The 12722-nt window shown below is 77.0% G+C and carries 10 protein-coding genes; 2 read left to right on the top strand and 8 right to left on the bottom strand.

The annotated features are described in order from the left end of the window. Positions 1–68 precede the first annotated feature (68 nt). Positions 69–197 (bottom strand): hypothetical protein, encoded by a 129-nt coding sequence (locus E4A51_RS18840; protein WP_255430519.1) that lies wholly within the window; start codon positions 195–197, stop codon positions 69–71. A 195-nt stretch (positions 198–392) separates the two neighbouring features. Here E4A51_RS18840 and E4A51_RS02220 point away from each other — a divergent pair, with 195 nt between their 5' ends. Beyond that, positions 393–1160: an EAL domain-containing protein gene (locus E4A51_RS02220; protein WP_070320963.1), complete on the top strand. Its 768-nt coding sequence runs from the start codon at positions 393–395 to the stop codon at positions 1158–1160. Between the two features lie 125 nt (positions 1161–1285). Here E4A51_RS02220 and holA read toward each other — a convergent pair whose 3' ends face one another. From holA to leuS, 5 genes are all read right to left on the bottom strand, one after another. Beyond that, positions 1286–2251, bottom strand: coding sequence for a DNA polymerase III subunit delta (gene holA / locus E4A51_RS02215; protein ID WP_046528679.1), 966 nt, complete (start codon positions 2249–2251; stop codon positions 1286–1288). A 115-nt stretch (positions 2252–2366) separates the two neighbouring features. Beyond that, a complete protein-coding gene (locus E4A51_RS02210; RefSeq protein ID WP_134850757.1) occupies positions 2367–3920 on the bottom strand; it encodes a ComEC/Rec2 family competence protein in 1554 nt (517 codons plus the stop codon). After that, complete coding sequence (locus E4A51_RS02205) at positions 3917–4729, bottom strand: ComEA family DNA-binding protein (RefSeq protein ID WP_240696344.1); 813 nt, start codon at positions 4727–4729, stop codon at positions 3917–3919. Before E4A51_RS02205 ends, E4A51_RS02210 begins: the two co-directional genes overlap by 4 nt. Positions 4730–4828: 99 nt before the next feature. Next, positions 4829–5782 (bottom strand): DegV family protein, encoded by a 954-nt coding sequence (locus tag E4A51_RS02200; RefSeq protein WP_082740344.1) that lies wholly within the window; start codon positions 5780–5782, stop codon positions 4829–4831. A gap of 44 nt (positions 5783–5826) precedes the next feature. After that, complete coding sequence (leuS, locus tag E4A51_RS02195; RefSeq protein ID WP_134850756.1) at positions 5827–8742, bottom strand: leucine--tRNA ligase; 2916 nt, start codon at positions 8740–8742, stop codon at positions 5827–5829. A gap of 90 nt (positions 8743–8832) precedes the next feature. On the opposite strand from leuS, the gene E4A51_RS02190 reads away from it, so the two are divergent. Further along, positions 8833–10734 (top strand): helicase HerA-like domain-containing protein, encoded by a 1902-nt coding sequence (locus E4A51_RS02190; RefSeq protein ID WP_134850755.1) that lies wholly within the window; start codon positions 8833–8835, stop codon positions 10732–10734. Here the strand turns inward: E4A51_RS02190 and E4A51_RS02185 are convergent. Continuing rightward, positions 10666–11952, bottom strand: a complete 1287-nt coding sequence (locus E4A51_RS02185; protein WP_070320917.1) for an MFS transporter — start codon at positions 11950–11952, stop codon at positions 10666–10668. The two genes, E4A51_RS02190 and E4A51_RS02185, sit on opposite strands and share 69 nt — an antisense overlap. 76 nt (positions 11953–12028) lie before the next feature. Then, complete coding sequence (locus E4A51_RS02180) at positions 12029–12709, bottom strand: metal-dependent transcriptional regulator (RefSeq protein WP_046530623.1); 681 nt, start codon at positions 12707–12709, stop codon at positions 12029–12031. Positions 12710–12722: the final 13 nt, after the last annotated feature.

Genomic DNA, 12722 nt, shown 5'->3' with positions numbered 1-12722 from the left:
TCCCGGCGCGTCCACGCGGGTGCGGCGCCACGCCCGTGCGTGACGCCGCGACCCACGGATCGATCAGATCAGTGGAAGTCCTTGCAGCAGCCGCTCGCTCCACCGTTGAGCGAGGCGGACGCCGAGACGGCGGGCGTGGCGACCGCGAGCGAGCCGACGACCGCGAGAGCGGCGAGTGCGCTGGCCAGAGCCTTCATGTCGTATCTCCTGTCCGGTGTCTACGTATCTCCTGGGAACCGATGCCGACGGGCCTCCAGGCAGGCGGGCCGTCGCGGACAGGGTGACACACGGCACACCGTCGCCGCGACCCTGCGTTCACCCGGACGAGTGGTCCACGATTCCACCCGGCGGCCGAGGGATCACACGGTGCGACCTGTGGTGTCATAGTCCCCATGACATCGGACGGGCCCGACGCGGTCCTCGCGCAGCTGGGGGCGGCGGTCGACGCCGCGATCCCGCGCTCGCTCGCGCAGGCCTGGCAGGAGCACGTGGCGCACGCGCCCGTGCTCGTCGCGCGCCAGGGCATCTACTCGACGCACGGCCGCCCCTTCGCCTATCAGCTGTCGTACCGCGGCCCGGGTCTCCACCCCGAGCTCGCGCGGGAGTGGGGCCCCCTCGAGCACGAGCAGGCCACCGACCACGTGCTCGGCGCCACGTTCGGTCGCGCCGACCTGGAGCGCGTCGCGCACGGGCGGCTGCTGTTCGTGCGCTGCCCCCGCGCCCACCTGGTCGGGGACCTCGCGGTGCCCCACCGTCCGGACCGGCTCGTCATCGAGGTGAGCGCGACCGCCGACGTCGACGCGGCGGCCCTCGCCGGGCTGCGCCGGCTGCGGGAGGAGGGCTTCCGCATCGCGATCCCCGCGTTCGCGGACCGCCCCGAGCAGCGACGCCTGCTCCCCCACGCCGACTTCGTCAAGGTCGACGTCCGCGACCTCGACGTCGAGGGCCACCCCGTCGTGCGGGTCGCGCGGTCGTTCGGCGCGATGCTCGTGGCCGAGTACGTCGAGACCGCGGACGAGCTGCGGCAGGCGCGCGACCTCGGGTTCACGCTGTTCCAGGGCAACCTCATCGAGCGCGCGGGCGTGCTGGACCGGACGGACGACAGGCCCGTCGGCAGCGACGCCGGGCGGCAGCAGGGCGGACGACCCTTCCGCCCGTGACCTCGGGCGGGTGAATCCCGCACGCCACCGAGTCACGCCTCGCGCAGCGGTCCGTGACGCGCAGGCACGCACGACGAGCCGCTCGCAGCCCGCGCTTACCCCGGGACGTGACGCCTCCGCAGACCTCAGCGGTCGACGGCGGCGGCGACGCGGAGCACGGCACGCTCGACCGCGAACCGCGGGTCGCGCCCCTCGCCCTTGACCTCGGCGTCGGCCTGCGCGACCGCCGAGATGGCGACCGCGAGACCCTCGGGCGTCCACCGCCGCAGGTCCTGCGCCGCGCGGTCGACCTGCCACGGCGCCATGCCGAGCTCCCGCGCAGCAGCCGCTCCCCTGCCGCGGACCGCACCGACCTTCGCGAGCGTCCGCAGGCGTGCCGCGACGGCGGCGACGATCGGGACCGGGTCCAGCCCCGTCGCGAGCGCGTGCCGCAGCAGGGCGACGGCCTTGCCCGCGTCGCCCGCGACGGCGGCGTCGGCGACCTGGAAGCCCGTGGCCTCCACGCGCCCCCCGTGGTACCGCTGCACCGCCTCCTCGCCGATGAGGCCCGTGGTGTCGGCGACGAGCTGCGCGCACGCGGCCGCGAGCTCGCGCAGGTCGGAGCCCACGGCGTCGACGAGGGCGCGCACGCCCCGGGCGTCGGCCCGGCGCCCGGCACGCCTCAGCTCGTCCTGCACGAACGCCGACTTGTCGGCGTCGGTCTTGACGGGGTCGCACGCCACGGTCGGCACCTGGGCCCGCTTCGCGGCGTCGAGGAGGCGCTTGCCACGCTGCCCGCCTCCGTGGCGGAGCACCACGACGACGTCGGGCACAGGGTCGGCGAGGTACGCCTCGGCGTCGAGCAGGAGCGCGTCCCCGGCGCGCTCGACGCCCTCGACGAGCACGACCTTGCCCTCGGCGAAGAGCGACGGGCTGGTGAGGACCGTGAGCTCTCCCGCCGCGTAGGTCGCGGCGTCGACGCGCGTCACCTCGACGTCGGGGTCCGTCTCGCGCACGCGCGCGACGATCCGCTCGCTCGCGCGCTCGGACAGGAGCGCCTCGGCGCCGCTGACGAGCACGACCGGTGCGGGCTCGGCCTGCGACCACGGCACCCCGGCGGTGCCACCGCCGCGACCCGATCGCGCGGGGGTGCCACGGGAGGAACGAGCGGGGGCTGCCACGGGTCCAGCCTGCCAGACCCCGACGACACCGCCGCGCGCCGTCCGGTCACCCGTGCCGGGGCCGCACGAGCGCGGCCACCGCCACGACCACGAGGACAGCGCTCGCGGCCCCGACCGGACCGGGCCACCACGCCAGACCCGCGGCGGGCAGCCGCGCGACCCACCTCGCCACCGCCGCCACCCACCAGCACGCCGCGCCCGCGACCGCGGCGAGCGCCGCGCCGCCGGGTGGCCACACGGTCGCGACGAGCGCGGCGAGCAGCCCCAGCACGGTCGCGGGCGCGATCGCGGGCACCACGGCGAGGTTGGCGAGCACGGCCCACGGCCCGAACGTGGGCCACACCGCCAGCGCGACCGGCAGGCACCCGACCTGGGCGGCCACGGGTGCCGCGAGCAGGCCGGCGGCGTCCCGGCCGCACAGCGGGGCGAGCCGTTCGACGAGCGGGCGCGCGAGCAGCACGAGGCCCGCCGTCGCCGCGACCGACAGCCCGAAGCCCACGTCGACGGCGAGCCACGGGTCGGCCACCAGCAGCACCACGACCGCCGTGGCGAGCGCCGCGGGTCCCACGGAGCGGCGTCCCACGACGAGCCCGAGCAGACCGACGCCTCCCATCACTGCCGCCCGTACGACGCTCGGCTGCGGTCCGACGACGAGCAGCATCAGACCACCGGCCGCCGCGACCGCGGCCGCACGGACCACGAGCGGGGCCCGCAGCGCGCCGGCGAGCGCGAGGACCAGCGCACCCACGATCGCGAAGTGCGCGCCCGACACGGCCGTCACGTGCGTCAGCCCGGCGGTGCGCATCGCCGCCACCAGGTCCTCGGGCACGGCGCGCGTGTCGCCGACCGTCACGGCGGGCAGCAGGCCGCGCACGTCGGGCGGCAGCGGAGCCGCGACGGACCGCGCACCGGCACGCACGCGCTCCGCCCACGTGTGCGCGGTGCGCGGGTCCGCCGTGACCGACGCGGGCCCGCGCACGCTCAGCCGCACCGCCGCGCGTCCCGCGCGGTCGGACGGGGCGAGCGTCCCGCGCAGGCGCACGACCGCGTCGGTCGGGAGCCCGGCCGGACCGAGCGTGGTCACGGGCGCCGCGACGGCCCGCCACGCCCCGTCGACCCGCACCGCGGTGGCCGCGACGGTCACGCGCTCGCGCGGTGCGGAGCCCGCGGTGACGGCGCGCGCGTCTGCGCCGACACGTCCGACCAGCTCGACCGCGTCTCCTCGGGCGGCCGCGGCGGCGAGCACGTCGGGTTCCGCCGCCGCCCGCTGCGCACCGCCCGCGACCAGCACGGCCGCGGCGGTCGCGAGGGCGAGCGCCGCGACCCGGGCGACCCGCCCCGGCAGGCCGCGACCCGCCGAGCGCGGGGCGGGTGCGGTCGCGCGACGCCACCGGGGGCTCGACGCGCCCGCCACGCGGCCCGCCGCCGCGGCGAGCACCGCCGCAGCGGCGGCCGCCAGCAGCCAGCCCGCGCCGGTCGCCGCGGGTCGCAGGACGCCGGGCGCGAGCGTGACGACGAGCGCGGAACCCCACGCCGCGACGGCCGGCGGCACGAGGCGCAGGTCCGCAGCGGTCGTCGCGGCCGACGGCGACGCGCTCACACGCGGACCCGCGCACGCAGGTCGGCCATGAGCGCGGGTCCGATGCCGGGGACGTCGTCGAGCTCGTCGACGCTCGTGAAGGGCGTCCGGGTGCGGTGCTCGACGATGCGACCCGCGAGCACGGGCCCGACCCCGGGGAGCTCCTGCAACGCGGTCGCGTCGGCGCGGTTCAGGTCGACGAGCCCGTCGTCCGGCGCGGAGCCGTCGGGCGCCGCGGCGAGCTGCTCGCCGACGACCGGGAAGCGGAGCTGCTCGCCGTCGGTCACCGTGCGCGCGAGGTTCAGCGCCCCGAGGTCCGCGTCCGGCGTGCCGCCGCCGGCCGCGGCGAGCGCGTCGGCGACCCGGGCGCCCGCGTCGAGCCGCACGACCCCGGGGGTCCCGACCGCGCCGACCACGTGCACGACGACGCCGCCCGGTGCGGTGGCGTCCGGTGCGGGGGCCGGGCCGCTCGCGCCGGACGGGACCGCCGCCCCGGGCACGGGCAGCTCGACGGCGTCGCCGCGGGGCGCCGTCGACGCCCGGAGCGCGACGCCGCCCGCCGCGAGCGCGAGCACGAGGACCGCGGCGCCGACGGTCCGCCAGGACGGTGCCCAGCGCGTGCGCGGCGGGTGCGGCGCGGGCGGGCGCTCGACCCGGTCGGCCGCGTCGGCGAGGGCGGCAGCGACGTCGGGGTGCCACGGCTCCGGGGCGACGGGTCGCGGCGTCCAGCCCGTGTCGCGACGGTCCGCGACGGGCGTCGCCGGCGGTGCCGCGAGGGCCGCGAGCCGCCGGGCGACGTCGGGCGGGACGGGGGGACGGTCGGGACGCACCGTCGTGACGCTAGGGACCGTGACCGCCGGGCGGGTGCGCCGCTCGTCCTCGCGGGAGCGAGCGGCGCGTCCATCGTGCTGTGGGCGGCTCGCCGGGCGTCAGGCGTCGGCGACGACCACGGCCAGCAGGCCCGGGCCGACGTGCGCGGCGAGCACCGCACCGGCGTCCGCCACGACCGTCTCGACCACGCGCGCCCCCGGCGTCGCCGCGAGCCGGGCGGCGAGCGCGTCGGCGACGTCGGAGGGCCCCACGTGGTGCACGCCCACGCGTGCCGCAGGTCGCGCGGCGAGCTCGGCGGCCGCGACCTGCTCGAGCCGCTCGCGCGCCGCACGCCGCGTGCGGATCTTCTCGGCCACGACCAGCCGGCCGTCCTGCAGCGACAGCAGCGGACGCAGACCCAGGACCGTGCCGAGCGCCGCGGCACCTGCGCCGAGGCGTCCGCCGCGCCGCAGGTGGTCGAGCGAGTCCACGAGGAACCACACCTGCGTGCCGCGCGCCGCCTGCGCCGCGACGCGCGCGACCCGCTCGGCGTCCGGCCACGTCGGCGCGGCGTCGGGCTCACGGCGCGTGACCCGCGCGACCCACCGCCGGACGGCCGCCGCGCGACCGTCGGCCGGCGCCGCCGTGGCGTCAGGACCGGCGAGCTCCGACGCGTCGAGCGGCGTCGCGGCGCACCGGGCCGCCGCGAGCGCCGCGAAGCCGAGACCGAGGGCGGCGCTCCGCGAGTCCACGACGCGCACCGGCACGGGGCTCACGGTCGCCGCGGTGCGTGCCGACCGGACGGTCCCCGACATCTCGCCCGACAGGTGCACCGAGACGATCTCGTGCGCGCCCGCGGCCGCCGCGCGCTCGTAGGCGGCGGCGAACGCGGACGGCGGCGGCTGCGACGTCGTCACCTTCGCGCCGCGCTCGAGCGCCTGCAGCAGCTGCTCGGGCGTGACGTCGACGCCCTCGACGTGGCGCGCGCCGTCGACGCTCACGTCGAGCGGGACGACGTGCAGCCCGACCTGCGCGGCGAGCGCGGGCGGGAGCGCCGCGGTCGAGTCGGTCACGACCGCGACGCGCGGCACCGCCGCGGCGCCCCTCGGCGTGCCGGTCAGGCCGGCACCACGTTGACGAGCTTCGGCGCCCGGACGACGACCGTGCGCACGTCGCGCCCGGCGAGCGCGCGCTGCACGCCCTCGTCGGCGAGCGCGAGCTCGCGCAGCGCGTCGTCCGTCACCGACGTGGGGACCTCGGCGCGCCCACGGACCTTGCCCTGCACCTGGAACACGCACGTGACGGTGTCCTCGACGAGGTGCTGCGGGTCGGCCTGCGGGAACGACGCGTGCACGACCGACTCGTCGTGGCCCAGGCGGGCCCACAGCTCCTCGGTGATGTGCGGCGCGACCGGCGCCGTCATGACGACGAGCGCCTCGACGGCCGCGCGCGGTGCACGCTCGAGCGTCGTCAGGTGGTTGTTGAGCACGATGAGCTTGGCGATCGCGGTGTTGATGCGCATCGCCTCCATGTCCTCGCGGACGTCGGCGATCGTGCGGTGCAGCACGCGCAGCGTCTCGGCGGACGGCGCGTCGTCGCTGACGACGAGCTCACCGGTCGTCTCGTCGACGACGTTGCGCCAAAGCCGCTGCAGGAAGCGCTGCGCCCCGACGACCGCGCGCGTCTCCCACGGGCGGGACAGGTCGAGCGGACCCATCGACATCTCGTAGACGCGCAGCGTGTCGGCCCCGTACGCCTCGTACATCTCGTCGGGCGACACGGCGTTCTTCAGCGACTTGCCGATCTTGCCGTACTCGCGGTTGACGGGCTGGCCGTCCCACGTGAAGCCCGTGGGCGACGCCTCGTCCTCGAGGACCTCGGCCGCGGGCACGTAAACGCCGCGCTCGTCGGTGTACGCGTAGGCCTGGATGTAGCCCTGGTTGAACAGCTTGTGGAACGGCTCCGCGCTGCGCACGTGGCCCAGGTCGTAGAGGACCTTGTGCCAGAACCGCGCGTACAGCAGGTGCAGCACGGCGTGCTCGACGCCGCCGACGTACAGGTCGACGCCGCCGGGCGAGCCCGCGGGCTGCGAGCCGTGGCCCGGACCCATCCAGTACTCCTCGAGCGCGGGGTCGACCAGGCGGTCGTCGGCGTGCGGGTCGAGGTAGCGCAGGTGGTACCAGCACGAGCCGGCCCAGTTGGGCATGGTGTTGGCGTCGCGCCGGTAGGTCTTGGGCCCGTCGCCCAGGTCGAGCTCGACGTGCAGCCAGTCGGTGTTGCGGCCCAGCGGCGGCTCGGGCTCGGAGTCGGCGTCGTCGGGGTCGTAGGTGCGCGGCGAGAAGTCGGGGACCTCGGGCAGCTCGACGGGCAGCGCCGAGTCGGGCAGCGCGATCGGCGTGTCGTCCTCGTCGTAGACGACCGGGAAGGGCTCGCCCCAGTAGCGCTGCCGGCTGAACAGCCAGTCGCGCAGGCGGTAGGTGACGGTGCGCTCGCCGACGCCCTTGGCCTCGAGCCACGCGACGATGCGCTCCTTGGCCTGCGCGACGTCGAGCCCGTCGAGGCTGATCTCGTCGTTCGACGAGCCGACGACCAGGCCGTCGTGCGTGCGCGCGCCGGGCGGCGTGCCCTCGGGCGCGTCGACCGTGTAGACCACGGGCAGCCCGAACGCCTCGGCGAACTGGAAGTCGCGCTCGTCGCCCCCCGGGACCGCCATGATCGCGCCGGTGCCGTAGCCCATGAGCACGTAGTCGGCGGTGAAGACGGGCAGCAGCGCGCCGTTCACGGGGTTGACGGCGAGGTGGCCCGTGAAGACGCCGGTCTTGCGGCCCGCGTCCTGCTGGCGCTCGCGCGCCGTCTTGGCGGCGGCCTGCGCGCGGTACTCGGCGACCGCGTCGGACGGCGTCGCGTGCCCGCCGGTCCACGCGCTCGACGTGCCGTCGGGCCACGCCGCGGGCACCTCGTCGAGCAGCGCGTGCTCGGGCGCGACCACGAGGAACGTCGCGCCGAACAGCGTGTCCGGGCGCGTGGTGAAGACCTCGACCTGCTCGCCGCCCTGCACCGCGAAGCGCACGCGCGCACCCGTCGAGCGGCCGATCCAGTGCCGCTGCATCGACTTGACCTTCTCGGGCCAGTCGATGCGCTCGAGGTCGTCGGTCAGGCGGTCGGCGTACGCCGTGATCCGCATGTTCCACTGGCGCAGGTTGCGCTGGAAGACCGGGAAGTTGCCGCGCTCGGAGCGCCCCTCGGACGTGACCTCCTCGTTCGCCAGGACGGTGCCCAGCCCGGGCGCCCAGTTCACGGGCGTGTCGGACAGGTACGCCAGGCGGCGCGAGTCGATCACGCGGCGGCGGGTCGCGGCGTCGAGGTCGGCCCACGTCGCACCCGGCGTGACGCCCTCGACGTCGGCGGGCAGCGCGCGCGTGCCGGCCTCGTACTCGGCGACGAGCTCGGCGATCGGGCGCGCGCGCCCGGTGCCGCCGTCGGGGCGCACGGCGTCCTCGTCGTACCAGGACTGGAAGATCTGCAGGAAGATCCACTGCGTCCAGCGCACGTACTCGGGGTCGATCGTCGCGAACGAGCGGCGCGGGTCGTGCGCGAGGCCCAGCCGGCGCAGCTGGCGCTGCATGATCGCGATGTTCGCCTCGGTCGTCACGCGCGGGTGCTGCCCCGTCTGCACCGCGTACTGCTCGGCGGGCAGGCCGAACGCGTCGAAGCCCAGCGCGTGCAGCACGTTGTCGCCGCACATGCGCCGGTAGCGGCCGACCACGTCGGTCGCGATGTACCCCAGGGGGTGCCCGACGTGCAGGCCCGCGCCCGACGGGTACGGGAACATGTCCATGACGAAGAACGCGCGCGAGCCCGGCGCGGCGTGCCGTCCGGCGCCGTCGGTGAGCGCCCCGACCGGGTTGGGCGTGTGGAACGTGCCGCGCCGGTCCCACTCGTCCTGCCAGCGCAGCTCGATCTCCTGCGCGAGGGCGGCGGTGTAGCGGAACGGGACGTCGTCGGGGGTCGGGTTCGAGGACTGGTCGCTCACCCGGGAATCCTATCGACGCCGCACGGTCGCCCGGCGCCGCGGCCCGCACCCGGACCGGCGCGGCGCCCGGTTCGTCCCTAGGATCACGTCATGTCGGACAGCACGCCGTCGTCGTCGGGCAGGTCGTCGGACGCGCCCGCGGGAGCCACCGCGGACGCCGAGCTCGCGCGGCTCGAGGCCGCGGCGGCGCGCGCGACGGCCGACGCCGCGCGCGCCCGCGCCGAGGCCGCCGAGGCGGAGGCCGCCGCCGCGGCCGCCGCGCTCGCGGCCGCCCGCCGCGCCGCCGCCGGTTCCGGGGGCGACGACGTCACGGACTCCCCGCCGAGCGGGGCCGGCGACGACGTCACGACGTCCCCGCCGAACGCGACCGCGTCGGCGACGACGGACGCACCGGGCGGGCCCGACGCGGGCGTCTCCGACCTGGAGCGCGCCGTGACCGCGGGCTACGTCGCTGCGGGGCCCACGCTCGACCTGGGTGTCCTGCTCGAGGACGGCACGCCCCGGCCCGGCGCGGTCGTGCGGCTCCCGCTGGGGATGCTCAACCGGCACGGGCTCGTGGCGGGCGCGACCGGCACGGGCAAGACCCGCACGCTGCAGCTCATGGCCGAGCGCCTGTCGGCGGCCGGCGTGCCCGTGCTCGTCGCCGACGTCAAGGGCGACCTGACCGGCCTGGCCGAGCCGGGCGCGACCTCCCCGGGGCTCGCCGCCCGGACCGCGGCCCTCGGTCAGGAGTGGGCGGCGACGGGCTTCCCGGTCGAGCTGTACGCGCTGGGCGGCGCGGGCGACGGCGTGCCGCTGCGCACCACGGTGACCGACCTCGGGCCGCTGCTGCTGGCCAAGGTCCTCGGGCTCAACGCCACGCAGGAGTCGAGCCTGGGCCTGGTGTTCCACTGGGCCGACCGGCAGGGCCTCGCGCTGCTCGACCTGGCCGACCTGCGCACGACCCTGCAGTGGCTGACGAGCGACGAGGGCAGGCCCGAGCTGAAGGGCATCGGGGGGCTGTCGGCCGCGACGGCCGGCGTGATCCTGCGCCAGCTCGTCGCGCTCGAGGCGCAGGGCGCCGGGGCGTTCTTCGGGGAGCCGGCGTTCGACGTGACCGACCTGCTGCGCACCGCACCGGACGGGCGCGGCGTGGTCTCGGCGCTCGAGCTGCCCGGCGTGCAGGACCGCCCGGCGCTGTTCTCGACGTTCCTCATGTGGCTGCTCGCGGAGCTGTTCGAGGTGCTGCCCGAGGTGGGCGACCCCGAGCGGCCGCGGCTCGTGTTCTTCTTCGACGAGGCGCACCTGCTGTTCGCCGACGCGTCGAAGGCGTTCCTCGCCGAGGTCGTGCGGACCGTGCGTCTCATCCGCTCCAAGGGGGTCGGGATCGTGTTCGTCACGCAGAGCCCGAAGGACGTGCCGGCCGACGTGCTCGGGCAGCTGGGCAGCCGCGTGCAGCACGCGCTGCGCGCGTTCACGCCCGACGACGCGGCGGCGCTGCGGGCCGCGGCACGCACCTACCCCGCGTCGGTCTACGACCTCGAGCGGGTGCTGCAGCAGCTCGGCACGGGCGAGGCGGTCGTGACGGTGCTGAGCGAGAGCGGCGTGCCGACGCCGGTCGCGTGGACCCGCCTGTACGCACCCGAGGCGTCGATGTCCCCCGCCGCGCCCGCGACGGTGCACGCGACCGTGGCGGCGTCGCCGGTCGCGGCGCGGTACGTGCAGCCCGTGGACCGCGAGTCGGCGCGCGAGCTGCTGCAGGCCCGCATGGCGCACGCCGACGCCGAGCGGGCCGCCGCCGACGCGGCCGACCGGGCGGAGCGCGACGCGCGCGCGGCGGAGCAGGAGGCGGCGCGGGCCGAGCGCGAGCGGGCGCGCACCGAGCGGGCGCGCAGCGGGACCGCGCGGGGCCGGGGTGCCGACCCGCTGGACGCGTTCCTCAGGTCAGCGGGCACCCAGCTCGGCCGGGAGATCACGCGGACGATCTTCGGCACCCGGCGCCGGCGCCGCTGACGCGGGGGCCGCGGCGTGCGTCGTCGCGGGCGGGGGCGTGCGCCCCGCCGTGAGCACGACGACCAGGCCGACGGCGGTGAGCGCAGCGCCCACCCACGCGGGGGCGAGCAGCCCCCAGCCGGCCGCGATGACGAGACCGCCGAGGAACGCGCCGGCGGCGTTGCCGAGGTTGAGCGCCGAGTGGCACAGGGCGGCACCGAGGGACGGCGCGTCGGGCGAGACGTCCATGAGGCGCGTCTGCAACGACAGCCCGAGCACCTGCGACGTCACGCCGAGCAGCACGATCGCGGGCACGGCGGCCCAGGCCCAGGGCCCGACGAGCGCGATGAGCACGAGCACGACGATCGTGGCGACCATGCCGGCGATCACGGTGCCGAGCACGGACCGGTCCGCGAGCCGACCGCCGACGAGCGTGCCGGCGGTCATGCCGACGCCGTAGAGCGCGAGCACGAGCGGCACGAGCCCGACGTCGAGCCCCGTGACGTCGGTGAGCAGCGGCTTGACGTACGAGTAGACCGAGAACATGCCGCCGAACCCGACGGCCCCCGCGGCGAACGCGACCCACAGCTGGCGGTTGCGGACGGCCGCGAGCTCGGTGCGCACGCTGGCGGCGGGGTCGGACGGCAGCGACGGCGTCCAGGCGCGCAGCGCGAGCAGCGTGAGGACGCCGATGACGCCGACGGCGACGAACGCCGACCGCCACCCGACCGCGTGGCCGACGACGGCCGTGAGCGGCACGCCGACCGCGCACGCGACCGTCAGCCCCGTCATCATCGCGGCGACGGCGCGCCCGCGGCGCTCGGGCCCGACGACGGCGGTGCCCATGACGGCGCCGACGCCGAAGAACGCGCCGTGCGGGAGCCCGGCGAGCAGGCGCGCGGCGACGAGGGTCTCGGCGGTCGGCGCGAACGCCGAGAGCACGTTGCCGACGGTGAACGCGACCATGAGGAGCAGGAGCAGCCGGCGTCGGTCGAGCCGTGCGCCGAGCGCCGCGAGCGTGGGTGCGCCGAGCACGACGCCCAGCGCGTACGCGGTGATCGCGTGGCCCGCGACGGGGATCGTGACGTCGAGGTCGTGCGCGATCTCGGGCAGCAGGCCCATGGTGGCGAACTCGGTGGTGCCGATGCCGAACCCGCCGAGGGCGAGCGCGAACAGCGCCGCGCCGGTGCGCGTGCCGGGCTCGCCGACGCGCGGCGCGGTGGGGGCGGTGGCGGTCACGGCCGGTCCTCGAATCGATTCGACGCAGGGCGGGAGGACGCCGTCGGCCACACGCGGGGATGACGTCGAGGGTACGTCAGCCGCGCGGCGCGAGCCAGATCGCCCCGGCCGCGACCTCGCCCAGCTCGACCCGGTCGGCCGCGCCGTCGACCCGCACGCTCACGGTGCCCGTGACCGCGCGCCGCTCGTCGAGCTGCACCGGCGCGTCCAGCACCAGGCCGACGTCCTCGAGGTAGCGCAGCAGCTCGGGGTCGGCGTCCGAGATCCGCGCGACCCGGTACTCCCCCGCCGGGACCTCCCACATCGGGTGCGCGTCGGGCAGGTGCACGGTGCCGTCGGCCGCCGGGATCGGGTCCCCGTGGGGGTCCCGGTCCGGGTGCCCCAGCACGTCGGCGACCCGCTCGACGAACCGGTCGCTCACCGCGTGCTCGAGCACCTCGGCCTCGTCGTGCACCTCGTCCCAGCCGTACCCGAGCCGCTCGACGAGGTACGTCTCGATGAGCCGGTGCCGACGCACCATCGCGACCGCGTGCGCGCGCCCCGCGTCCGTCAGCTCGACCGCGCCGTAGGGCCGGTGCGTCACGAGGCCCGCGTCCGCGAGCCGCTTCACGGTCTCCGACACGGTCGAGGCGCCCACCCCCAGGCGACCGGCGATCAGCCCGGTCGTCACGGGCACGTCCGACCACTCCTGGGCGCCCCAGATCACCTTGAGGTAGTCCTGGCTCACCGCGGTCAGGGGTGCAGGGCTCTGGCTCACGGGCCCCAGCGTA

It is taken from the genome of Cellulomonas sp. HD19AZ1 (assembly GCF_004535805.1).
In the GTDB taxonomy this organism is placed as follows: Bacteria; Actinomycetota; Actinomycetes; order Actinomycetales; family Cellulomonadaceae; genus Cellulomonas; species Cellulomonas iranensis.
Note: the sequence above shows the minus strand (reverse complement) of the source record. Positions and strands in the feature narration are given on the sequence as shown.